Annotated in this window: 22 protein-coding genes and 1 pseudogene; 6 read left to right on the top strand and 17 right to left on the bottom strand. The window is 71.4% G+C overall.

Annotation, left to right across the window (positions count from 1 at the left end; all coding sequences use genetic code 11):
• Nucleotides 1–195: 195 nt before the first annotated feature.
• The 8 genes from BJ959_RS00240 to BJ959_RS00205 form a co-directional block, all read right to left on the bottom strand.
• Complete coding sequence (locus BJ959_RS00240) at nucleotides 196–1,581, bottom strand: glycine--tRNA ligase (RefSeq protein ID WP_153982304.1); 1,386 nt, start codon at nucleotides 1,579–1,581, stop codon at nucleotides 196–198.
• 101 nt (nucleotides 1,582–1,682) lie between these two features.
• Nucleotides 1,683–2,477 (bottom strand): isoprenyl transferase, encoded by a 795-nt coding sequence (locus tag BJ959_RS00235; protein ID WP_153982305.1) that lies wholly within the window; start codon nucleotides 2,475–2,477, stop codon nucleotides 1,683–1,685.
• Nucleotides 2,478–2,538: 61 nt separating this feature from the next.
• Nucleotides 2,539–3,294, bottom strand: a complete 756-nt coding sequence (gene recO, locus BJ959_RS00230; RefSeq protein ID WP_153982306.1) for a DNA repair protein RecO — start codon at nucleotides 3,292–3,294, stop codon at nucleotides 2,539–2,541.
• 101 nt (nucleotides 3,295–3,395) lie between these two features.
• Nucleotides 3,396–4,550 carry a cysteine desulfurase family protein gene (locus tag BJ959_RS00225; protein WP_153982307.1) on the bottom strand — a complete coding sequence of 385 codons (1,155 nt, stop codon included), beginning with the start codon at nucleotides 4,548–4,550 and terminating at the stop codon, nucleotides 3,396–3,398.
• 9 nt (nucleotides 4,551–4,559) lie between these two features.
• Nucleotides 4,560–5,480, bottom strand: a complete 921-nt coding sequence (gene nadC, locus BJ959_RS00220; RefSeq protein ID WP_153982308.1) for a carboxylating nicotinate-nucleotide diphosphorylase — start codon at nucleotides 5,478–5,480, stop codon at nucleotides 4,560–4,562.
• Nucleotides 5,477–7,150: an L-aspartate oxidase gene (gene nadB / locus BJ959_RS00215; RefSeq protein ID WP_153982309.1), complete on the bottom strand. Its 1,674-nt coding sequence runs from the start codon at nucleotides 7,148–7,150 to the stop codon at nucleotides 5,477–5,479. Before nadB ends, nadC begins: the two co-directional genes overlap by 4 nt.
• A 3-nt stretch (nucleotides 7,151–7,153) precedes the next feature.
• Nucleotides 7,154–8,440: a quinolinate synthase NadA gene (gene nadA / locus BJ959_RS00210; RefSeq protein ID WP_153982310.1), complete on the bottom strand. Its 1,287-nt coding sequence runs from the start codon at nucleotides 8,438–8,440 to the stop codon at nucleotides 7,154–7,156.
• On the bottom strand, nucleotides 8,437–9,159 hold the full coding sequence (locus tag BJ959_RS00205; protein WP_153982311.1) for an NUDIX hydrolase: 723 nt from the start codon (nucleotides 9,157–9,159) through the stop codon (nucleotides 8,437–8,439). The genes nadA and BJ959_RS00205 overlap by 4 nt, the downstream gene beginning before the upstream one ends.
• Nucleotides 9,160–9,294: 135 nt before the next feature.
• Between BJ959_RS00205 and BJ959_RS00200 the strand changes: the two are divergent.
• Nucleotides 9,295–9,957, top strand: a pseudogene (locus BJ959_RS00200) (trimeric intracellular cation channel family protein); the annotation flags it as partial.
• Nucleotides 9,958–10,294: 337 nt separating this feature from the next.
• Complete coding sequence (locus BJ959_RS00195; protein ID WP_341799944.1) at nucleotides 10,295–11,041, top strand: SDR family oxidoreductase; 747 nt, start codon at nucleotides 10,295–10,297, stop codon at nucleotides 11,039–11,041.
• A gap of 3 nt (nucleotides 11,042–11,044) precedes the next feature.
• Here the strand turns inward: BJ959_RS00195 and leuA are convergent, their stop codons facing one another.
• Complete coding sequence (leuA, locus tag BJ959_RS00190) at nucleotides 11,045–12,805, bottom strand: 2-isopropylmalate synthase (protein WP_153982314.1); 1,761 nt, start codon at nucleotides 12,803–12,805, stop codon at nucleotides 11,045–11,047.
• Between the two features lie 260 nt (nucleotides 12,806–13,065).
• On the opposite strand from leuA, the gene BJ959_RS00185 reads away from it, so the two are divergent.
• A complete protein-coding gene (locus tag BJ959_RS00185; RefSeq protein ID WP_165879010.1) occupies nucleotides 13,066–14,298 on the top strand; it encodes a sensor histidine kinase in 1,233 nt (410 codons plus the stop codon).
• A complete protein-coding gene (locus BJ959_RS00180) occupies nucleotides 14,295–14,996 on the top strand; it encodes a response regulator (protein ID WP_047564563.1) in 702 nt (233 codons plus the stop codon). The genes BJ959_RS00185 and BJ959_RS00180 overlap by 4 nt, the downstream gene beginning before the upstream one ends.
• 16 nt (nucleotides 14,997–15,012) lie before the next feature.
• On the opposite strand, the gene era is transcribed toward BJ959_RS00180, so the two are convergent.
• From era to hrcA, 8 genes are read right to left on the bottom strand one after another with little or no spacing between them, the layout of a single operon-like run.
• Nucleotides 15,013–15,939: a GTPase Era gene (gene era / locus BJ959_RS00175; protein WP_047564562.1), complete on the bottom strand. Its 927-nt coding sequence runs from the start codon at nucleotides 15,937–15,939 to the stop codon at nucleotides 15,013–15,015.
• Nucleotides 15,936–17,258 carry a transporter associated domain-containing protein gene (locus BJ959_RS00170; protein ID WP_153982316.1) on the bottom strand — a complete coding sequence of 441 codons (1,323 nt, stop codon included), beginning with the start codon at nucleotides 17,256–17,258 and terminating at the stop codon, nucleotides 15,936–15,938. Before BJ959_RS00170 ends, era begins: the two co-directional genes overlap by 4 nt.
• Nucleotides 17,255–17,722, bottom strand: a complete 468-nt coding sequence (gene ybeY, locus BJ959_RS00165) for an rRNA maturation RNase YbeY (RefSeq protein WP_153982317.1) — start codon at nucleotides 17,720–17,722, stop codon at nucleotides 17,255–17,257. The genes BJ959_RS00170 and ybeY overlap by 4 nt, the downstream gene beginning before the upstream one ends.
• 3 nt (nucleotides 17,723–17,725) lie before the next feature.
• Complete coding sequence (locus BJ959_RS00160; RefSeq protein ID WP_153982378.1) at nucleotides 17,726–18,778, bottom strand: PhoH family protein; 1,053 nt, start codon at nucleotides 18,776–18,778, stop codon at nucleotides 17,726–17,728.
• 55 nt (nucleotides 18,779–18,833) lie between these two features.
• Nucleotides 18,834–19,187, bottom strand: coding sequence for a histidine triad nucleotide-binding protein (locus BJ959_RS00155; protein ID WP_153982318.1), 354 nt, complete (start codon nucleotides 19,185–19,187; stop codon nucleotides 18,834–18,836).
• A 24-nt stretch (nucleotides 19,188–19,211) separates the two neighbouring features.
• Nucleotides 19,212–19,970 carry a 16S rRNA (uracil(1498)-N(3))-methyltransferase gene (locus tag BJ959_RS00150; RefSeq protein WP_153982319.1) on the bottom strand — a complete coding sequence of 253 codons (759 nt, stop codon included), beginning with the start codon at nucleotides 19,968–19,970 and terminating at the stop codon, nucleotides 19,212–19,214.
• Between the two features lie 9 nt (nucleotides 19,971–19,979).
• Nucleotides 19,980–21,083: a molecular chaperone DnaJ gene (gene dnaJ / locus BJ959_RS00145; protein ID WP_153982320.1), complete on the bottom strand. Its 1,104-nt coding sequence runs from the start codon at nucleotides 21,081–21,083 to the stop codon at nucleotides 19,980–19,982.
• On the bottom strand, nucleotides 21,084–22,103 hold the full coding sequence (hrcA, locus tag BJ959_RS00140) for a heat-inducible transcriptional repressor HrcA (RefSeq protein WP_153982321.1): 1,020 nt from the start codon (nucleotides 22,101–22,103) through the stop codon (nucleotides 21,084–21,086).
• Between the two features lie 206 nt (nucleotides 22,104–22,309).
• Here hrcA and BJ959_RS00135 point away from each other — a divergent pair, with 206 nt between their 5' ends.
• Together BJ959_RS00135 and BJ959_RS00130 are read left to right on the top strand one after the other, a co-directional pair.
• On the top strand, nucleotides 22,310–22,699 hold the full coding sequence (locus BJ959_RS00135) for a DUF4870 domain-containing protein (RefSeq protein WP_153982322.1): 390 nt from the start codon (nucleotides 22,310–22,312) through the stop codon (nucleotides 22,697–22,699).
• 66 nt (nucleotides 22,700–22,765) lie between these two features.
• Nucleotides 22,766–23,152, top strand: a complete 387-nt coding sequence (locus BJ959_RS00130; protein ID WP_153982323.1) for a DUF4870 domain-containing protein — start codon at nucleotides 22,766–22,768, stop codon at nucleotides 23,150–23,152.
• Nucleotides 23,153–23,157: the final 5 nt, after the last annotated feature.

Here is a 23,157-nt window from a genome sequence, read left to right as displayed (position 1 = left end):
GGCTGACAGCGCGGGAGCCGCGCTCGCTTCGTGGGGAGGAGCCTCGGGCCAGCCCCGCTCCACAACTCAGGAGTCGGCGCGCGGAAGGCGCCGCGACACGCCGAAACGGGGCCGCGGATGACCCTCCGGGCACCATGACTCCTGAATTGTGGAGACGGCGCAGGTGAGGAGGCGGAGGCAGCGAGGGCCGCGCGGCTAGGCGCCGAGCAGGTGCCCGGCCAGGTAGCCCTCGAGCGTCGAGAGCGGGATGCGCTCCTGCGCCATGGTGTCGCGCTCGCGCACGGTCACGGCCTGGTCGTCGAGGGTGTCGAAGTCGACGGTGACGCAGAACGGCGTGCCGATCTCGTCCTGCCGGCGGTAGCGGCGGCCGATCGCTCCCGCGTCGTCGAAGTCGACGTTCCAGTGCTGGCGCAGGCGGTCGGCAAGCTCGCGCGCGACCGGCGAGAGCTGCTCGTTGCGCGACAGCGGCAGCACCGCCGCCTTCACCGGGGCCAGGCGGCGGTCGAGACGCAGCACGGTGCGGACATCCACGCCGCCCTTCGTGTTGGGCGCCTCATCCTCGTAGTAGGCGTCGACGAGGAAGGCCATCAGCGAGCGGGTGAGGCCGGCCGCCGGCTCGATGACGTACGGGGTCCAGCGCTCCTCCTTGCTCTGGTCGAAGTATGAGAGGTCGACGCCGGAATGCTGCGAGTGGGTCGAGAGGTCGAAGTCGGTTCGGTTCGCGATGCCCTCGAGCTCGCCGAACTCCGAGCCCGAGAAGCCGAAGCGGTACTCGATGTCGACGGTGCGCTTCGAGTAGTGCGACAGCTTCTCGGCCGGGTGCTCGTAGAGCCGGAGGTTCTCGGGGTTCACGCCGAGGTCGACGTACCACTGCAAGCGGGTGTCGATCCAGTACTGGTGCCACTCCTCGTCGGTGCCCGGCTCGACGAAGAACTCCATCTCCATCTGCTCGAACTCGCGGGTGCGGAAGATGAAGTTGCCGGGGGTGATCTCGTTGCGGAACGACTTGCCGATCTGACCGATGCCGAACGGGGGCTTCATACGCGCGGCATTCAGCACGTTGGCGAAGTTCACGAAGATGCCCTGCGCGGTCTCGGGACGCAGGTAGTGCAGGCCAGACTCGTCGTCCACGGGGCCGAGGTAGGTCTTCAGCAGGCCCGAGAACTCCTTCGGCTCGGTCCACTGGCCGCGGGTTCCGCAGTTGGCGCACGCGATCTCGGCCAGCCCGCCCTCGGGTGCGCGCCCCTTCTTCTCCTCGAACTCCTCCTCGAGGTGATCGGCGCGGTAGCGCTTGTGGCAGCTCAGGCATTCGACGAGCGGGTCGCTGAAGACCTCGACGTGGCCGGAGGCCTCCCAGACGCGCTTCGGCAGGATCACGCTCGAGTCGAGCCCCACGACGTCGTCACGACGCGTCACCATCGACCGCCACCACTGGCGCTTGATGTTCTCCTTCAGCTCGACGCCGAGGGGGCCGTAGTCCCACGCCGAGCGCGAACCGCCGTAGATCTCACCGGCCTGGAAGACGAATCCGCGCCGCTTGGCGAGCGCGATGACCTTGTCGAGCCGAGAGGGGGCAGCCACGGTGGGGTTCTCCTGTTCCGCCCGAGCTGGATGCCCGGGGCCGAGTAGCACGTAAGGCAGAAGTCTACTGACCGCGAGTCGCGCGGCTGCGCGCCGACGAGCTAGGCGGAGGGAGCATCCACCGCCCCGCCGAAGCGGCGGTCGCGCTGCGCGAAGTCTTCAATCGCCGCCCACAGATGGCGCCGCCGGAAGTCGGGCCACAGCGTGTTGAGGAAGACCATCTCGGCGTAGGCACTCTGCCAAAGCAGGAAGTTGCTCGTGCGCTGCTCGCCGCTCGAGCGCACGAAGAGGTCGACGTCGGGCTGGTCGGGCTCGTAGAGGTGCTTCGCGATCGTGCGCTCGGTGATGCGCGCCGGGTCGAGGCGGCCCGACTGCACGTCGGCGGCGAGGGTGCGCACCGCATCCACCAGTTCGATGCGGCCCCCGTAGTTGACGCACATCGTCAGCGTCAGGCCCGTGTTGCGGGCCGTGCGGGCCTGCGCCTCCTCCAGCTCGCTGATGACGCTGCGCCACAGGCGGGGGCGACGCCCGGCCCAGCGGATGCGCACGTTCCACGCATCGAGCTGGTCGCGGCGGCGACGCAGCACCTCGCGGTTGAAGCCCATGAGGAAGCGCACCTCGTCGGGGCTGCGGCTCCAGTTCTCGGTGCTGAACGCGTAGACGCTGAGGTGCCGCACGCCGATCTGGATCGCCCCGGCGACGACGTCGAGCAGGCTCGCCTCGCCCGCGCGGTGGCCCTCGACGCGCGTGAGGCCCTGCCGGTTGGCCCAGCGGCCGTTGCCGTCCATGACGATGGCGACGTGCTGCGGCACCGCTTCTCTCCGCAATTCAGGAGGATGCTCGCCCGTCCAGTCGATCGGACGCAGCGGCTCGGCGTGTCGCGGCTCGCGGGCCATCACAGCTCCTGAATTGTGGAGACGGCGGCGGGGCGGGGCGCGCGGCCGGCGGGCGGGATGCTCACGCCGTCGCCGCCCGCGAGACAGGCTCTGACCGGTCGACGTGCGGCAGCGACCGCAGCCCGCGCTCGAGGTGGAACTGCGTGTAGGCCGCCACGATGCCGGTGGCCTGCGCGCGCGCGGCCGGCGCGCTCGCCTCGGCCGCGGCCCAGTCGCCGGTGAGCAGGGCGGCGAGCAGCCCGCGCGTCTCGTCCGAGACGCGCGGCGACCCGGGTGGGGCGACCTCGTCGGCGACCATGCCTCCGAGCTGCACCACGAAGGCGCTGTGGGGGCCGGGCGCGCCGGTCACGGCGCAGTCGCCGAAGGTCGGCGCCCATCCCGCGATCGACAGCGCCCGCAGCAGGTAGCTGTCGAGGGTGAGGCTCGGCGGATGATCGCCGCGGGCCAGCGACCGCAGCGCGCCGACCAGCAGCAGGTACTGCTGGATGCCCCCGCCGTCGTCGCCCGTCAGTTTGTCGGCCGTCTCGACCATCGCGGTGGCGGCCGTGTAGCGCGCGTAGTCGCCCGAGATCTCGGCGCCGTACGCGCCGAGCGTGTCGGCCTGCTGCACGATGTCGAGACTGCGGCCGGCGTAGAGCTGCACGTCGGCGACCATGAACGGCTCGAGGCGCGCGCCGAACTTGCTCGCCGTGCGCCGCACCCCCTTGGCCACCGCGCGGATCTTGCCGTGATTGCGACTGAGCATCGTGACGATGCGGTCGGCTTCGCCCAGCTTGTGGGTGCGCAGCACGACGATCTCGTCACGGTAGGTCGGCACCGCTCCAGTATCCCGCGCGCGGGTGCGAACGGGCCCGACGGCGCGGCGGGCATCCACGATTCGGGCGCCCGTCTCCACAATTCAGGAGATTCGGCGGATGCTCAGCCCAGGCCGCGCAGAGAGGCCGCTGATTCCGCGAGCTCACGCGCCGCCGTGTCGAGCGACTCCTGAATTGTGGAGGCCCCCCAGCTGAAGCGCACCGCGGTTCGGGCGGTGTCGGGGTCGCAGCCCATCGCGAGCAGCACGGGCGAGGGCTCGTCGCGGCCGGCCGCGCACGCCGAGCCGCTCGAGGCGAGGATGCCGCGGTCGTCGAGCGCGATGAGCAGCGGTTCGCCGCCGATGCCGGGCACGACGAACGAGGCGTGGCAGGGCAGCCGCCGCGTCGCGTGCCCGGTCGACCGCGCGCCGGGCACGGTCTCGAGCACGCACGCGATGAACGCGTCGCGGCGGGCTTCGAGCGCGGCGAGCGGATGCGCCCCCCGCTCGGCTTCCGCCCGTTCGAGGGCGACGGCGAGCCCCACGGCCCCGGCCACGTTCTCGGTGCCCGACCGGCGGTCGCGCTCCTGCCCTCCGCCGTGGATGAGCGGCTCGATCGCCGCGCCCGTCGGCAGCAGCAGCGCGCCGACCCCCTTCGGGGCGCCGAGCTTGTGGCCCGAGATCGTCACGGCGTCGAGCGCGGGCAGGTCTACGAGCGGGTACCACCCGGCGTACTGCACGGCATCGGTATGCACGAGGGCGCCCACGCTGCGCGCGGCCGTGAGCACCGCGTCGAGCGGCTGGAGGGTTCCGACCTCGTTGTTGGCGGCCTGCACGCTCACGAGCGCCGTGCCGGGTCGGAGGGCGGCGAGCGCGGCATCGGCATCCACCACGCCGTCGGCATCGACCGGGATGCGCGTCACCTCGACGCCGTGCCAGCGCTCCAGGTACGCCGCCGACTCGAGCACCGCCTCGTGCTCGATCGCGCTCACGAGCACGTGACGGTCGCGCCCTCGCGCGATCGCCGCCAGGGTGAGGCCGATGACGGCGAGGTTGTCGCTCTCCGTGCCGCCGCTCGTGAAGACGACCTGCGCCGGGCGCACGCCGGCGATGCGGGCGATGCGCGCGCGGGCATCCGCGAGGGCATCGGCGGCCCGGCGGCCGAGCGCGTGCGTCGACGAGGGGTTGCCGTGCTCGCCCGTGAGCCACGGCCACATGGCCTCGAGCACCTCGCGGCGGGTCGCGGTCGTCGCCGCCTGGTCGAGATCGATGAGGGTCATGGATGCTCGCTAGCGCGCGCCGCCCGCCGCGCCGCCCGTACCGGAGGTGATCACGATGTCGAGCCCGAGGTCGAGCGCGGGGGCGCTGTGGGTGAGCGCGCCGACCGAGATGACGTCGACGCCGGTCTCGGCGATCGCGCGCACGGTGTCGAGGGTCACCCCGCCGCTCGCCTCGACGGTCGCACGGCCGGCGATGAGGGCGACGCCCGTGCGCAGGTCGTCGAGGCCGAAGTTGTCGAGCATGATCGTGTCGGGCTCGGCCGCGATGACAGCGGGCAGCTGGTCGAGCCGGTCGACCTCGACCTCGAGGTGCATGGTGTGCGGGATGCGCGCGCGCACGGCCCGGATCGCCCCCGTGAGGTCGAGCCCCTGCTCGCGGAGAACGGCGAGGTGGTTGTCTTTCAGCATCACGGCGTCGCTGAGCGAGAAGCGGTGGTTGTGCCCACCGCCCGCGCGCACGGCGGCCTTCTCGAGCACGCGCAGGCCGGGCGTGGTCTTGCGCGTGTCGACGAGGCGCACCGGCTGGCCGGATGCGGAGGCCGAGCCCGCGACCACGTCGACGTAGCGGCGAGTCAGGGTCGCGACTCCGCTGAGGCGTTGCGCGAGGTTGAGCGCGACGCGTTCGCCGCGCAGGATGCTCCGGGCCGAGCCCGTGATCGTGGCGACGACGGCGCCCGGGGCGAGCGGGTCGCCGTCGGCGAGGGGCCGCTCGACGACCAGGGTCGGGTCGACGCGCGTGAAGGCGAGCTCGAGCACCAGGCCGCCGGCGAGCACCCCGTCGACGCGGCTGACGATGCGCGCCGTGGCCGTGGCGCTCGCCGGGATCGCGGCCTCGCTCGTGGCGTCGCCCCAGGGCGCGTCCTCATCGAGCGCGCGGTCGACGATGGCGGTGACAGCCGCGAGGGTCGCGCCGCTCAGGTCGTCGCTCATGCGGGAACCTCCTCGGCGCGCGGCCGCTCGACCGCGGTCGATCTCCACAATTCAGGAGAATCGGCATCGGGGCGCACGACGACACGCCGCACGCGCTGCGCGGGGTCGGTGTGGGGATAGTCGTCGCGCCAGTGGGCGCCGCGCGATTCGGTGCGGGCGAGCGCGGCCGCGGCGGTCAGGCGCGCGAGCGGCAGCAGCGAGCGGGCTTCGTCGTCGGCAGGCCGGGCATCCTCGAGTTCTCGGGCGAAATCAGCCATCTCGTCGCCCGTGCGCTCGAGGCCGAGCGCCTGCCAGGCGCGGTCCCGGATGCGGTCGGCCGTCCAGGGGACTCCCCCGGCGAGCAGGGCGTCGGGCGCCATCGCGCGGCTCACCGGCACCGGGGTGCCGAGCTGCTCGTCCGAGGGCGACTCCTGAATTGTGGAGGCGCGCGGCGGGGTCGGGACGGGCGACGCGGCGGCGAGGGCGGGCAGCGGCAGCGGGGGCACCGAGCCCGCGGCGCCGACGGCGTCGCCCGCGCGCCAGCCCACGACGAGGGCCTCGAGCAGCGAGTTGGAGGCGAGGCGGTTGGCCCCGTGGACGCCCGTCGACCCGGTTTCGCCCACAGCGAACAGGCCCGGCACCGTCGTGCGGCCATCCATGTCGGTGAGGGCCCCGCCCATCGCGTAGTGCGCGGCCGGCGTGACCGGCACGGGCTGACGCGCCCAGTCGACGCCGGTCGCGCGCACGAGCGCGTCGATCGTCGGGAAGCGCTCGGCCAGCACCGCCGCGCCGAGCATCGTCGCGTCGAGCATCACCGGCTGGCCATCCTGCGCCCGCATCTGGCGGGCGATCGCGCGCGCCACGATGTCGCGCGGCGCGAGCTCGGCACGCGGGTCGACGTCGAGCATGAAACGGCGGCCCTCGGCGTCGAGCAGCGTCGCCCCCTCGCCGCGAACGGCCTCGGAGACGAGCCCTCCCCCGGCGAGCACGGTCGGGTGGAACTGCACGAACTCGAGGTCGGCGATCGCCGCCCCGGCCGCGTAGGCGAGGATCACGCCATCGCCCGTCGACACGGGCGGGTTGGTCGTGTGGCGGTAGAGCCGCCCGTTGCCGCCCGTCGCGAGGATCACGGCGTCGGCCGCGACCTCGGCAACGCCGTCGGGCCCCTCGACGATCGCTCCCGCGATCGCGCCGTCGCGCACGATGAGCGAGGTCGCGCGCGCGAATTCTCGAGCCCGGATGCGCCCCTCGCGCACGGCGGCGGCGAGGGCCGTCTCGATCACGCGCCCCGTGGCATCCCCACCCGCATGCAGCACGCGGGCGACGGAGTGCGCGGCCTCGAGCCCGCGAGCCCAGTCGCTCACCTCGTCGAAGGGGGCGACGGCGCCCTCGGCCGGGTCGAAGGCCACCCCGAGGGCGACGAGGTCGTGCACGCGGGCGGGCCCCTCGGTGCAGAGGATGTCGACGGCGGCGGGATCACTGAGTCCCGCGCCGGCGAGCAGCGTGTCGCGCGCGTGCAGCGCGGCCGAGTCGTCGGGGAAGACGGCGGCCGCGATGCCGCCCTGCGCCCAGGCGGTCGAGCCGGCCGTGAGCACGTCTTTCGTGACGATCGTGACGTCGTGCCGACGAGCGGCGCGCAGCGCGGCGACGAGGCCGGCCATGCCGCTGCCGATGACGAGGATGTGGGCCACGGCTCAGTCCCGCGGCTTGGCGGCGAGCATGCGCTCGAGCGCGAGCTTGGCGTCGGCCTGCACACCGGCGTCGACGACGATCTCGTTGACGACACGGCCCGCGACGAGCTCCTCCAGCACCCAGGCGAGGTAGCCGGGGTGGATGCGGTACATCGTCGAGCACGGGCAGATGACGGGGTCGAGGCAGAAGATCGTGTGCTGCGGGTACTCGGCCGCGAGCCGGTTCACCATGTTGACCTCGGTGCCGATCGCGAACGTCGTCGGCTCGGTCGCCCCCGCGACGGCACGACGGATGTAGTCGGTCGAGCCGGCCTCGTCGGCCGCGTCCACGACCTCCATCGGGCACTCGGGGTGCACGACGACGCGCACATCGGGGTACTGCGCGCGAGCGGCATCAATCTGGCCAACCGTGAAGCGCTTGTGCACGCTGCAGAAGCCGTGCCAGAGGATCACCTTCGCATCGAGCAGCCCCTCGCGCGTCGAGCCGCCGAGCGGTCGCCGCGGGTTCCACATCGGCATCTGCTCGAGCGGCACGCCCATGGCCTTGGCGGTGTTGCGGCCGAGGTGCTGGTCGGGGAAGAACAGCACGCGCTGCCCGCGCTCGAAGGCCCACTCGAGCACCGTCTTGGCGTTCGAGGAGGTGCACACGATGCCGCCGTTCGCGCCGCAGAACGCCTTGAGCGCGGCGGAGGAGTTCATGTACGTGACCGGGATGATCGGCGCGCGCCCCTCGGCGTCGGGCTCGGCACCGTAGACGGAGAGCAGCTCGTCCCACGCCGCTTGCACCGAGTCGATGTCGGCCATATCGGCCATCGAGCATCCGGCAGCAAGATTCGGCAGGATCACCTTCTGCTCGTCGCGCGCGAGGATGTCAGCCGTCTCGGCCATGAAGTGCACGCCGCAGAACACGATGTACTCGGCGTCGGGCTTCGTGAGCGCGGCGTTGGCGAGCTGGAACGAGTCGCCGAGGAAGTCGGCGTGCTGCACGACCTCGTCGCGCTGGTAGAAGTGGCCGAGAATGACGAGGCGGTCGCCGAGCGTCTCTTTCGCGGCGCGGATGCGCGCGTGCAACTCGTCGTTCGAGGCCACCTGGTACTGCTCGGGCAGGGCGCCCTGGCGCGGCGAACCGGTGGGGATGACGTCGTGCATCGACGAGCCGGGGCCGTAGCCGGGGGTCGGGTCGAACTGCCACGGGCCCTTGTCGAGCTCGGGCGTGCACGTCTCGCCCGGCGCCTGGCCGTTCGTGATCAGGCGGATGGTCGTGGCGACGCTGGCGTCGATCGTGGTCATGCGGGGATCCTCGTGTCGGGCCGGGCCGCGCCGGCGGCGCGACGGCTCAGGGGGCCGGCGTCGACGAGGTCGACGGCGCCGGTGTAGCGGTAGAGGCGCGGCGGGCGGTGGCGACCACCCGTGACGACCTCGCCCGTGGGCTCGATGACGCCGCTCGTCTCCATCTGGCGGCGGAAGTTCGCGGGGTCGAGGGGCTTGCGCAGCACGGCCTCGTAGACCTCGCGCAGCTCGGCGAGCGTGAACCGCGGGCCGAGGAAGGCGTGGGCGATGCGGGAGTACTCCATCTTCGTGCGCAGCCGCCAGAGCGCGTAGTCGACGATGAGGTTGTGGTCGAAAGCCAGGTCGGGCAGCTCGTCGGCGGCGAACCACCGCACGTTCTCGCCGAGGCTCACGCGCTCGGCCTCATCGGGCCGAACGAGGGCCCAGTAGACGATCGAGACCATGCGCTGGTCGGGCGAGCGGTCGACGTCGCCGAAGGCGTAGAGCTGCTCGAGATAGGTGGGCTCGAGACGCGTCGTCTCGCCGAGGTTGCGCCGCGCGGCGCCCTCGAGGCTCTCGTCGACGCGCACCATGCCGCCGGGCAGCGCCCAGCGGTCGAGGAAGGGCTCGCGCGTGCGCCGCACGAGCGGCAGCCAGACGCTCGGCGCCCCGGTCGCATCGGGCCGCAGCGCGAAGATGACGGTCGAGACGGCGAGCCCCAGGCCGATGGTGCTGGTCATGGATGCTCCTTCCGCTCGAACCCCGGTGTAATAGTCATGCTGACCTGAACAGAGTCTAGCACTTCGGGTATGCGTGACACGAACACGAGGGATCCGCGGCACGGGCGCCGAGCATCCACCCACCAGAATGGGGCTGTGGACGACGTCTTCGTGATCCCCCTCTGGGTCGACCTGCTCGCGGTCGGCATCGGCGCGCTGCAGGGCGCGCTGTTCGCGGCGCAGTTCCGCGATCGGCGGCTCGACTGGCTCGGCGTCGCGATCATCGGCATCGTCGTGGGCTTCGGCGGCGGTCTGCTGCGCGACCTGCTGCTCGATGTGCCGCTCGCGCCCCTGCAGTCGAACTGGTACGTCGTCGTCGCCACCGCGGCGGCACTGCTCGGCATGCTGCTCGAGCGCGTCTTCTCGCGCCTCAATCGCTTCATCACGGTGCTGGATGCCCTCACCATCGGCCTCTTCGGCGCGATCGGCACGACCAAGGCTCTGGCGCTCGGCCTGCCCGAGGTCGCGGCCGTGTTCGTGGGTGTGCTCGCCGCGGTCGGCGGGTCGATCCTGCGCGACCTGCTGCTGAACCTGCCCATCGCGCTCATGCACGTGGGGTCGCTCTACGCCGTCGCCGCCGCGGCCGGCTCGGGCACGATCGCCGTGCTGCTCGCCCTCGACGTCGACGTGCTCGTGGCGGGTGCGATCGGCGTGGCCATCACGTTCGGGGTGCGCGTCGCCTCGGTGCTGTTCGGCTGGAGCCTGCCCGAGCAGCGCGCGATCACGCGCCTGCCCAAGCTGCCCGCCCTGCCCAAGCGCGGGCGGCGCGACGAAGACGCCGCGGCCGACCGCGGGCGCACGGTCACCACGGCGACCGGGGTCATCCACCTGCACCCGACGACCTCGTCGATCCCCATCGTCGGCTCGGAACCGCGGGCGCGCCGCCGCTCCCCCATCCCCGGCGCGAGCCAGCGGCGCGGGTAGCGGGGCTGCCCGACCCGGGCGGATCTCCACAATTCAGGAGCGCGCGGGTTGAGCGAGCCGCGACACGCCGACGCGCGCCTCGGCGGGCATCCCGTCACGACGTTCTTCCTGAATTGTGGAGATGCCGCAGGTCGGGGCGGGGGCAGCGCGTCGGCTGCGGCAGGATACGGGCGTGACCCTTCTCATCACCGGCGGCACCGGAACCCTCGGCCGCCCCGCCGTCGAGGCGCTGCGGGCGGGCGGGATCGAGCCGCGCATCCTGAGCCGCCGCCCGGGGCCCGATCACGTCGTCGCCGACCTGCAGTCGGGCGCCGGGCTGCCCGAGGCGCTCGCGGGCGTCGAGACCGTGCTGCACCTCGCGACGAACCGGCGGTCGGATGCTCGCGCGACGCAGAACCTACTGCAGGCCGCCCGTTCCGCCGGCGTGCAGCACCTCGTGTACCTGTCGATCGTCGGCGTCGACGCCGTGCCGCTCGGCTACTACCGCTCGAAGCTCGCGTGCGAGCAGCTCGTCGAAGGGTCGGGCGTGCCGTTCACGATCCTGCGCGCGACGCAGTTCCACGACTTCGTCGCCGGAGCCTTCCGCGCGCAGCGGCGGCTGCCGAAGGTGATCACGCTCGACGTGCCGTTCCAGCCGATCGACACGGGCGCCGTCGCAGCACGGCTCGCGTCGCTCGTGGGCGCGGAGCCCGCGAACGGGCGCGTCGACGACCTCGGCGGGCCCGAGGTGCTGCCGATGGCCGAGCTCGCCCGGCAGTGGCTCGTCGCGCGCGGCTCGGCACCCGAGCCCGCCGAGCGCCGCGTCGTCGAGTGGCATGCGCCCGGCAGGCTCGTCGGCGCCTACCGCGCGGGGCTGCACACGACCGGGTCGCCCGGCCCGGGCATCCGCTTCGCCGACTGGGCCGCGACCGCCCGCTGATCGCTACGCGCTGACGAGCTCGCGGTCGGGGGTCTCGAGCCGGATCGCCCGGTTGACCGCCGAGACGACGGCCTTGAGCGACGCGGTCGAGATGTCGGGGTCGATGCCGACACCCCACAGGGTGCGGCCGTTGACCTCGAGCTCGACGTAGGCCGCCGCGTGGGCGTCACCACCGGCCGAGAGCGCGTGCTCGACGTAGTCGAAGAGGCGGATCGCGATGCCCTGGCGCTCCATCATGCTGAGGAACGCCGCGACCGGACCGTTGCCGGTCGACTCGACGGCGGAGATCTCGTCTCCATCGCGCAGGGTCGCGCTCAGCGACACCGTTCCCGTCATGTCGGAGGCGGTGCGCGTCGAGAGCAGTTCGAAGCGGCCCCACTTGGCGTCGGGGTCGGGCGAGGGCAGGTACTCGTCTTGGAAGATCTCCCAGATCTGCTCGCTCGTCACCTCGCCGCCCTCGGCGTCGGTCTTCGCCTGCACGACACCGCTGAACTCGATCTGCAGCTTGCGCGGCAGGTCGAGCGCGTGGTCGGTCTTGAGCAGGTAGGCGACGCCGCCCTTGCCCGACTGCGAGTTGACGCGGATGACGGCCTCGTAGGTGCGGCCCAGGTCTTTCGGATCGACGGGCAGGTACGGAACCCCCCAGACGAGGTCGTCGACGCTGACGCCGGAAGCCGCGGCACGGGCATCCATGGCCTCGAAGCCCTTCTTGATGGCGTCTTGGTGGCTGCCGCTGAAGGCCGTGTAGACGAGGTCGCCGGCCCAGGGGCTGCGCTCGTGCACCTTGAGCTGGTTGCAGTACTCGGCGGTGCGCTTGATCTCGTCGAGGTCGCTGAAGTCGAGGTGCGGGTCGATGCCCTGCGTGAACAGATTGATGCCGAGCGCGACGAGGTCGACGTTGCCGGTGCGCTCGCCATTGCCGAAGAGGCAGCCTTCGATGCGGTCGGCGCCGGCCATGTAGCCGAGCTCGGCGGCGGCGACGGCCGTGCCGCGGTCGTTGTGCGGGTGCAGGCTCAGGATGACCGAGTCGCGTCGGGCGAGGTGCCGGTGCATCCACTCGATCGAGTCGGCGTAGACGTTCGGCGAGGCCATCTCGACCGTGGCCGGCAGGTTGATGATGATCTTGCGGTCGGGCGTCGGCGCGATCTGCTCGATGACCGCGTTGCAGACCTCGAGCGCCGTCTCGAGCTCGGTGCCCGTGTAGCTCTCGGGGCTGTACTCGTAGAAGATCTCGGTGCCCGGCACGGTCGCCTCGTACTGCTGGCACCAGCGGGCGCCCTGCAGCGCGATCTCCTTCACGCCTTCGACGTCGGTGCGGAACACGACCTCGCGCTGCAGCACGCTCGTCGAGTTGTAGAAGTGCACGATGGCGCGCTTGGCGCCCTTGATCGACTCGTAGGTGCGGGCGATGAGGTGCTCGCGCGCCTGCGTCAGAACCTGAATGGTGACGTCGTCGGGGATCAGGTCTTGCTCGATGAGCGTGCGCACGAAGTCGAAGTCGGTCTGGCTCGCACTCGGGAACCCGACCTCGATCTCCTTGAAGCCCATGCGCACGAGCAGATCGAACATGATGCGCTTGCGCTCGGGGCTCATCGGGTCGATGAGGGCCTGGTTGCCGTCGCGCAGGTCGACGGCGCACCAGCGGGGCGCCTGAGTGATGCGCCGCGCGGGCCACGTACGGTCGGGCAGATCGATCGCGAGCTGCTCGTGGTACGGCTGGTACTTGTGGATCGGCATGCCCGAGGGCTGCTGACGGTTCTGCATGAGGTGCTCCTGCTGGTCGTTGTGGGGTTGTCAGCCGACGACGAACTCCGCGACGAGGGAGGCTACGGGTCTAAGCCTCGTCGCGGCAGCGAAGAAGGAGCTGGCCGAACACGCTTTCAGGGTACACCCGCGTTCTGCGAGCCGCGAATGCGGTTCGGGATGCTCTGCCGTCAGCCTTTCGGATGAAAAGGGTCATCCGCTCGGGTGAGCCGCGCGAGTTTCGCTCGGGTGCGGGCCGCACGGCCCGTACCGTGGCGGACATGTTCGATTCCGCCATTGCCTGGTTCACGCCCGAGCGCCGTGCGCGCTTCCTCTTCCCGCTCGAGATCGCGCTCGGGGCGTGGCTCGCGCTGGCCGTGCTGCTCAACCAGCAGTGGTGGGGAGGCGTTCTGCACGCGTTGCTCAACGTGGGCATCGCTCTCGCGGTGGGAGCCGGTGTCGCACTGCACCGCGTGCGACCAGAGCTCGCGCAGGTGGGATTGCTCGCTGCGGTGATCGGCCTGCTGTTCGCGGCCCTGTTCGGAGCCAGTCCGAACCCGTTGACGTTCCTGGGCGCAGCGATCATCGTCTTCGGCGGGGCCGCGTATGGTTCGCCACTGGCTCGACGCGTCTCCCTCGTGGTGTCGATTCTCGTCGCCGTAGGTATCGCGCTGATGATTCTGTTCGGTGGCGCGGACGTCTCGGGCGTGCGGTTCATGTCTCTCGTCGCCCAGGTGCTGATGTGGATGATCTGGCCGATCATTGCCCTGCTGCCGTGGGTGCTCGGCGAGCTCGTGCGCAGCATCCGGAACCGCCGCCAGCTCAGCGCGACCGTCGCGACCGTCAGCACGCAGCGCGACGCGGCCCTCACGCGCGCCGACCTGGAGGCCGAGCGCACGCGGGTCGCGCGCGATGTGCACGACATCGTCGCCCACTCGCTCACCGTCGTCATCGCGCAGGCCGATGGGGCGCGGTACGCGACGGCGGGCGACTCCCCCGCGGCGGCCGACGCCTTCGAGACGATCGCGCAGACCGCGCGGGATGCCCTCTCCGACGTGCGCGTGCTGCTCACCGAGCTGCGCCACACGCAGGAGTCCGGGCCGCAGCCGGGGCTCGCCGACCTCGACGCCCTGCTGCAGTCGATGCGCGACTCCGGGCTCGCGCTCGAGGTGCGCGAGTTCGGCGACCGCGGGCGTCTCACCGAGACGCGCGAGCTCGCGCTCTACCGCATCGTGCAGGAGTCGCTGACGAACGCGCTGCGGCACGGCGACGGAGCCGCGACGCTCGAGCTGGAGTGGGGCGAGCAGGCCGTCGACCTCGTGGTGACGAATGGTGCGGCTGCGGGGCATGAAGAACCGCAGACTCCCGAATCCACGGATCGCGGGCACGGCATCGACGGGATGCGCGAGCGGGCATCCCTCGCTGGTGGCGAGTTGAGCGTGCACGTGGGCGACGTGTTCCGCGTGCGAGCGCGGCTGCCGCTCGAGCAGGAGCTCGCCGAGGTGCTGACGTGACCGCGATCCGCGTGCTGCTGGTCGACGACCAGCCGCTATTCCGGCGCGGCGTTCGCATGCTCGTCGACTCGCAGCCCGACCTCACTGTGGTCGGCGAGGCCAGCGACGGCGAGCAGGCCGCGGTCGTCGCCGCCGAGACACTGCCGGACGTGGTGCTCATGGACATCCGGATGCCGAACGCGGACGGCATCGCGGGAACGGCGAGCATCCTGCGATCGGCCACCGACGCGGGGCGCACGCCGCCGCGCGTCATCGTGCTCACGACCTTCGACCTCGACGACGCGGCGCTGCGCGCGATCCGGGTGGGCGCGAGCGGCTTCCTGCTCAAGGATGCCGAGCCCGAGTTCCTGCTCGCCGCGATCCGCGCCGTGCACGGCGGGCACGCGGTCGTCGCACCCGGCGCGATCACCGACCTGCTCGCGCACGTGGGGCCCGCGGTGGATGCCCGCCGACCCCGCACTCCCGCCGAGCTCGCCGCGGCGCGCGATGCCGTGCTGCCCGCCCTCAGCAGGCGCGAGCGCGAGATCTTCACCGCCATCGCCGAGGGGCTCAGCAACGCCGAGATCGCCGCCCGCGAGTTCGTGACCGAGGCGACGGTGAAGTCGCATGTCGGACGCATTCTCGCGAAGCTCGGTCTGCGCGATCGCGTGCAGGTCGTGCTCTACGCCCACGACCACGGGCTGCTGCCCCGCCGCTGAGTCGGGCCGAGACGCTCTAGAACCCGAGCTTGCCGAGCTGTTTGGGGTCGCGCTGCCACTCCTTGGCGACCTTGACGTGCAGCTTGAGGAAGACGCGCGCGCCGAGCAGCTGCTCGATGCCGACGCGGGCGCGGGCGCCGACCTCGCCGAGGCGCGCGCCGCGGTGCCCGATGACGATGCCCTTCTGGCTGTCGCGCTCGACCCAGACGTTGGCGTAGATCTCGACCAGGCCGTTGTCGCGCGTGCTCATCTCGTCGATGGTGACGGCGAGCGAGTGCGGCAGCTCGTCGCTGACCCCTTCGAGCGCAGCCTCGCGAATGAGCTCCGCGATGCGGTCCTCGGTCGACTCGTCGGTGACGGCGTCGGCCTCATACAGCGCCGGCGATTCGGGCATGAGCGCGATCAGCTGCTCGGCGAGGATGTCGACCTGGTCGCCCGTGAGCGCCGACAGCGGGATGATGAGGTCCCACTCGCGCAGTTCCGACACCGCGAGCAGCTGCTCGGCGACCTTCGCGCCGCCGGCCGTGTCGGTCTTGGTCACGATCGCGACCTTCTTCACCCGGCCGACCGAATCGAGCTGCTCGTTGATATAGCGGTCGCCCGGCCCGATCGGCTCGTTCGCCGGCACGCAGAAGCCGATGACGTCGACATCGCCGAGGGTCTCCTGCACGACCGCGTTGAGGCGCTCGCCCAGCAGAGTGCGCGGGCGGTGCATGCCGGGCGTGTCCACGACGATCAATTGGCCGGATGCTCGATGCACGATGCCGCGGATGGCGCGCCGCGTCGTCTGCGGTTTCGAGCTCGTGATCGCGACCTTCTCTCCGACGAGCGCGTTGGTGAGCGTCGACTTGCCGACGTTGGGCCGCCCGACGAAGGTGACGAACCCCGCGCGGAAGGGCTCGGCCGACGCGGCCGTGCCCCCGCGCGGCTTTCGCTCGCTCACTCGTCGACCTCCCCGTCGCGACCCTCGCGGTCGCCGGCGAACGCGATGCGGGCATCCAGCAGCGCCTGATCGGCCTCGACAAGCACGGTGACGACCTGCTTGCCGCGGCCTTCGACGCGCTCGGCGGTGAGGTGCAGTCCGTCGACGGAGACGGTCGACCCGCGCACTGGCAGCCGCCCGAGGTGCTTGGCGAGCAGTCCTCCGACGGTGTCGACGTCGTCGTCGTCGAGCTCGATGCCGAACAGGTCGCCGAGCTCGTCGATCGGCAGCCGCGCGCTCACGCGGAAGCGGGTGTCGTCGAGCTGCTCGCTGTGGGGCGACTCGCGGTCGTACTCGTCGACGATGTCGCCCACCAGCTCTTCGATGAGGTCTTCCATGGTCACGAGGCCGGCGATGCCGCCGTACTCGTCGACGACGAGCGCGAGGTGGTTCGACTCGAGCTGCAGCTGCCGCAGCGCATCGTCGGCCTTCTTCGACTCGGGGATGAACAGCGCGGGCCGCGCGAGCTCGTCGACGAGAGCGCTCGCGGCGTCGGCGGGCCGCTCGAACGTGAGCCGCGCGGCATCGCGCAGGTACACGACGCCGAGCACCTCGTCGGTGTCCTCGCCGACGAGGGGGGCGCGCGAGTGACCGGTGCGCAGGAAGAGCGTCATGGCGTCGGCGACCGTCGCGCCCTGCTCGAGCACGACCATGTCGGTGCGGGGCACCATGACCTCGCGCACGATCGTGTCGTTGAACTCGAAGATCGAGTGGATGAGCTCGCGGTCCTCCTCTTCGAGCACGTCGAGCTCCGTGGCCTCGTCCACCATGCTCAGCAGCTGCTCCTCGCTCGAGAAGCTCGCGCTCGAGGGGCGGCCCGGGGTCACGCGGTTGCCGAGCGCGACGAGGGCATCCGCCAAGGGCCCGGTGATCACCCGCACCGCACGGATCAGGCCGTCGAAGGTGCCGATCATCGCGCGCGGGTGCGCGCGGCCGACCGAGCGCGGGCTCGACCCGACCAGGATGAACGAGACGCCGATCATGATGCCCGCGCTGATCAGCAGCACCCACCACCACTCGTCGATGATCGTCGCGAAGCCGATGGTGACGAGCACGGCCGCGATCGTCTCCGCGACGATGCGGAGGAAGTTCAACGCGTTGACGTGCGCCCCGACGTCGGCGGCGACGGCGTGCAGGCGCTTCGAATGCTTGCGGGTGCCCGCGATGTCGACGAGTTCGATGCGGCTCACGACTCCGAGCGCGGCGTCGAGGGATGCCAGCAGACCACCGATGCCGACGAGCAGCAGCGCGACGAGGAAGAAGACGAGGGTCGCCGTCACCGGCGCCGCCTCCGCTCGTCGAGGGCGAAGCTCACGAGGATGTCGCGCTGGATGCCGAACATCTCCTTCTCGTCCTCCGGCTCGGCGTGGTCGAACCCGAGCAGGTGCAGGATGCCGTGGGTGGTCAGCAGAAGCAGCTCGTCCTGGGTCGAGTGACCGGCGGCCTCGGCCTGCTGAATGGCGACCTGCGGGCAGAGCACGATGTCGCCGAGCAGCCCGGGCGGGGTCGGCTCGTCGTCGCTGCCGGGGCGCAGCTCGTCCATCGGGAAGCTCAGCACGTCGGTCGGGCCGGGCTCGTCCATCCACTGCACGTGCAGCTGCTCGATCGCGGCCTCGTCGACGAGCACGATCGCGAGCTCGGCGTCGCGATGCACGTTGAGGTGCTCGAAGGCGTGCAGGGCGAGGCGCTGCAGCGACGCCTCATCGACGGGGATGCCCGACTCGTTGTTGATCTCGACGGCCACGGCCTAGCGCCCTCCCGCTCCGGGGCGCGGGCGGCGGGGTTGCCGGTCGCGCGGGATGCCGCGCGACAGCCCGCCGCGGCGCTCGGCACGGTTCGCTCCGTCGACCGGGTCGGGCAGTCCGTTCTCGCGCGCATGGCGCCGGGCCTGCTGCTCGGCGTCGTACTTCGTGTACGCATCCACGATGCGGCCGACCAGCGAGTGGCGCACGACGTCGTCGGAGGTGAGGCGCGCGAAGTGGATGTCGTCGATGCCGTCGAGCACGCGCGTGACGAGCTGCAGTCCGCTCGCGCCGGTCGGCAGGTCGATCTGCGTGATGTCGCCCGTGACGACCATGGTCGAGCCGAACCCGAGACGGGTGAGGAACATCTTCATCTGCTCGGGCGTGGTGTTCTGCGCCTCATCGAGCACGATGAACGAGTTGTTGAGCGTGCGCCCACGCATGTACGCGAGCGGCGCGACCTCGACCACGCCGGTCGCGAGCAGTTTCGGGACGAGCTCCGGGTCCATCATCTCGTTGAGCGCGTCGTAGAGCGGCCGCAGGTAGGGATCGATCTTGTCGGTGAGGGTGCCGGGCAGGAAGCCCAGGCGCTCCCCCGCCTCGACGGCCGGCCGCGTGAGGATGATGCGGTCGACCTCCTTGCGCTGCAGGGCCTGCACGGCCTTCGCCATCGCGAGATAGGTCTTGCCCGTTCCGGCCGGGCCGATGCCGAACACGATCGTGTGGTGATCGATGGCGTCGACGTAGGCCTTCTGGCCGAGCGTCTTGGGGCGGATGCTCTTGCCGCGGCTCGTCAAGATGGCCTGGCTCAGCACCTCGGCGGGGCTGCCCTGCCCCTGGTCGATGATGCGGGCCGAGCTGGCCACCTCGACCTCGCCGAGCTCCTGCCCCCCGCGCACCATGACGAGCAGCTCGTCGATGAGCCGCTTCGCGGCGGCGACCTGCGCGGGGTCGCCCTCGAGGGTGATCTGGTTGCCGCGCACGTGCACGTCGACCAGCGGGTACTGCTTCTCGAGCGTCGTCAGCAGGCGGTCCTGCGGGCCGAGCAGGCGCACCATGGCGACCCCGTCGACGTCGAGCTGCTCGTGGGCGCGCGGTGCGCGCGCGGAATCGTCAGTGGGCAAGGGTTCCCTCGGTCAGGCCTCCCGCGAGCACGTGGGCGTGCACGTGGAAGACGGTCTGCCCGGCGTTCGCACCGGTGTTGAAGACGAGCCGGAACTGCCCGTCGGCGTGCTCGTTCGCGAGCTGGTGGGCGGTGGCCACCACGTCGGCCAGCAGGGCGGGGTCGCCCGCGGCGAGCTCGGCGACATCGCGATAGCGCGAGGTCTTCGGCACGACGAGCAGGTGCACGGGCGCCTGCGGAGCGATGTCGCGGAAGGCGATCACCGTCTCGGTCTCGTGCACGATCTCGGCCGGGATCTCGCGCGCGATGATGCGGCTGAAGATCGACGGTGCGGGCGTGGTCATGGGCTCCAGTCTAGAGCGCCGCCCTCACCAGCGGCCGAGACGGGCGGAGAGCACGGCGATCGCCGCCGGGCCCGCGGTCGAGGTGCGCAGCACGCTGGAGCCGAGCCGCACGGCGCGGGCTCCGCCCGCGACGAGCCGCTGCAGCTCCTCGGGGGCGACTCCGCCCTCCGGGCCGACGACGATGAGCACGTCGCCGTGCCCGAGCGTCGCGGCGTCGAGCCCGGTGAGGGCATGCTCGGCGGTCGGCTCGAGCACGAGCACGGTCGACGCCGCGGCCCGCGCCGCCAGGTCGGCGGTCGTGGCGAGAGGCTCGACCGTGGGCATCCAGGGCCGAATGGCCTGCTTGGTCGCCTCGCGCGCGATCGTCTGCCAGCGCTCGCGGCCCTTCGCCGCCTTCGCGGCATCCCAGCGCGAGACGCTGCGCGCGGCCTGCCAGGGGATGATGCCGTCGACGCCGAGCTCAGTCGCGGCCTGCACGGCGAGCTCGTCGCGGTCGCCCTTCGCGAGCGCCTGCACGAGGTGGATGCTCGGCCGCGGCCGCTCATACCGCTCGACCCGGTCGACCGCGAGCGCGACGTCGCCCGGCTCGACGCTCGCGACGACCCCGTGCACGACGAGTCCCGCCCCGTCGCCCAGCCGCAGCTGCTCGCCGACGCGTACGCGCGCGACGGTCGCGGCGTGGCGCGCGTCGGAGCCGCGCAGGTGCACGACCGCCTCCCCCGACGACGCGTCAGCGGCGGCCAGTTGCGCCGCGAGGGTCTCGTCGAGGTAGAAGTGGGCCACGGCCGCGCGCTAGAGGTTGAGGAAGCGGTCGCGCAGCTTGGCGAAGATGCCCTGCTGGAAGGTCGAGAACTGCGGCGGCACCGGACGGCGGCTGGAGGCGAACTGGCGGATCAGCTCGGTCTCCTTGCTGTTGAGCCGGACGGGCGTCACCACCTGCACGCCGATCTTGAGGTCACCCCGGCCGGAGCCGCGCAGGCGCGTGATGCCGCGCTCCTTGATGGTGATGATCTCGGCGCTCTGGGTGCCGGGCTTGATCTCCACGGGCACGTCGCCGTCGAGTCCCGGCAGCACGACGGTCGTGCCGAGGATGGCGTCGGTCATCTGCACCTCGACCGTGGCGAGCAGGTCGTCGCCGTTGCGGCTGAAGGTATCGTGCGTCTTGACCTTGATCTCGAGGTAGAGGTCGCCGTTGGGGCCGCCGGCCGGGCCGACCTCGCCCTGGCTGGGCAGCTGGATGCGGACGCCGGTGTCGACGCCGGCCGGGATGTCGACGGGGATCGCCCGGCGGGCCCGCACGCGGCCCTGCCCCGCGCAGGTGGGGCACGGGCTGGGGATGACCGTGCCGTAGCCCCGGCACGAGCCGCAGGGGCTCGAGGTCATGACGTTGCCGAGCAGGCTCCGCACGGTGCGCTGGATCTGCCCGGAACCGCGGCAGATGTCGCAGGTCTGCGGGCTCGTGCCGGGCGAGCAGCAGGATCCTTCGCAGGTGCTGCAGAGGATCGCCGTGTCGACTTCGATCGTGCGGGTGGTGCCGAAGACGATCTCGTCGAGGTCGACCTCGACCCGCAGCAGGGCGTCCTGCCCGCGCTCGCGGCGGCTGCGGGGCCCGCGCTGCTGCTGGCCGCCGCCGAAGAAGGTCTCGAAGATGTCGCCGAAGCCGCCGAATCCGGATGCGCCGCCGAAGCCGCCCGACCCGCCGAGGTCGTACTGCTGCCGCTGCTGCGGGTCGCTCAGCACGTCGTAGGCGTGCGTGACGAGCTTGAACCGCTCGGCCGCCTCGGCACTGGGGTTCACGTCGGGGTGCAGCTCGCGGGCCAGTCGGCGGTACGCCTTCTTGATGTCATCGGCGCTCGCCTGCCGGTCGACGCCGAGCACCTCGTAATGGTCTGCCACTTATTCCTCACCGAGCAGGCGCGACACGTACCGGGCGACGGCGCGCACTGCTGCCATGTTGTTCGAGTAATCCATGCGGGTGGGGCCGAGCACCCCGAGCTTCGCGGTGCTGTCGGCGCCCACGCGGTATGCGCTGGTGACCACGGCGGTCTCCTTCAGCGCCTCGGCGTTCTCGCGGCCGATGCGCGTGGTGACGCCGTTCTCGTCGACGTTCATCTCGCTGAACAGCTTCAGCAGGGTGACCTGCTCCTCGAGCGCCTCGAGCACCGGGTACACGCTGCCGGCGAAGTCGCCCTCGGTGCGCACCAGGTTCGCCGCGCCAGCCATGACGAGGCGGTCGGTGCGCTGCGCATCCACGTGCCCGACGAGTGCTTCGGCGATGACGGAGACGGCCGCCCCGCGGTCGGGAGCGAAGCGGTCGGCGAGGCGCGCGGCCAGTTCCGGCACCTCGGTCAGCGCCTGGCCGGCGAGCGCCGCGTTCAGCTTCGCGCGCAGCTCGCCGACGAACACCTCGTCGGCCTCCATCGGTAGCTCGATGATGCGCTGGTCGACCCGGCCCCCGTCGGTGATGAACACTGTCATGAGGCGGGTCGCCGACATCGGCACCAGCTCGATGTGGCGCACCCGGGCGTTGCCGAGGGTCGGGTACTGCACGAGCGCGACCTGATTCGTCAGGTGGGAGAGCAGCCGAACCGTGCGCGCAAAGACGTCGTCGAGGTCGACGGACTGGTCGAGGAAGGCGGCGATGGCCTGCCGCTGCGCCGTGCTCAGCGGCCGCAGATCGGCGAACTGGTCGACGAAGACGCGGTAGCCCTTGTCGGTCGGCACACGCCCGGAGGAGGTGTGCGGGGCCGTGATCAGCTCCTCCTCCTCGAGCAGGGCCATGTCGTTGCGGATCGTCGCGGCCGAGACGCCGAACTGGTGCCGATCGACGATCGCCTTCGAGCCGACGGGCTCGCGCGATTCGACGTAGTCGAGCACGATGACGCGCAACACGTGCAGGGCGCGTTCCGAGACCATGGCTCCGACTCCCCTCGCCTGATCGACTGTCGTCTCCCGTTGGCGGGCCCGCACCTCGTGCTGGCACTCGCCGCTTCGGACTGCCAATTCTACCCCCGGCTTCCCGCGTGCCCCTATTGCCGGGCCGGATGCTCGACGCTAGGTTTGCCTCGTGCTCCACCCCGGGACCCATCCGTCCGAACTAAGAACATTGAAAGGCAGTGCCCATGACTGACCAGACTCCGCCCCCCGCCCAGCCGGCCGCCCCGCTCTCGGAGGCGGAGGACCGCCAGTGGGGTTCGTTCGCCCACCTCGGCGGCGTGCTCGGCTTCCTCCCGGCCCTCATCATCTGGCTCGTGTTCAAGGACCGCGGCTCGTTCACCAACACCGAGGCGAAGGAGGCCCTGAACTTCCAGATCGCCGTCACCATCGCCTACGTGGCGCTGAACGTGCTGAGCTTCATCCTCGCCGCCGTCACCTTCGGCATCGGCGGGCTGATCTCGTTCCTGATCCCGCTCGTCTGGATCGCCGCCGTGATCTTCTCGATCCTCGGCTTCGTCAAGGCCAAGGACGGCGTGAACTACCGCTACCCCGTTTCGATCCGCCTCATCAAGTAGGCGCTGTCGGCGCGACCAGCGGGCCTCGACCTCTCCGGTCGGGGCCCGCCGGTGTTTAATGACCGCATGAGCGATCAGCCCCCCATGACCCCGCCGCCCGCCAACCCCTACGCCTCGGCGCCGCAGCCGATGAGCCCCGGCGACGAGAAGCTCTGGGCCACTCTCGTGCACATCGGCGGTATCTTCTTCGGGTTCATCCCGGCGCTGCTCGGCTACCTGCTGCTCAAGGATCGCGGCCCGTTCGTGCGCGGGCACACCGCCACGGCCCTGAACTTCCAGCTGACGATGCTCATCGCCTCCGCGATCGGCGTCATCACCTCGCTGATCGTGATCGGCGTCATCATCCTCGCTGCGGTCAGCATCCTGATTCTGGTGTTCTCGATCATCGCCGCTCTCGCGGCGAACCGCGGTGAGGCCTACGCCTACCCGCTGACGATCACCTTCCTGAAGTAGGCCGC

Origin of the sequence: Microcella frigidaquae, from assembly GCF_014200395.1 — a bacterium.
GTDB classification, from domain to species: domain Bacteria; phylum Actinomycetota; class Actinomycetes; order Actinomycetales; family Microbacteriaceae; genus Microcella; species Microcella frigidaquae.
The sequence above is the reverse complement of the archived record's forward strand: the minus strand, read 5'-3'. Positions and strand labels throughout refer to the sequence as shown.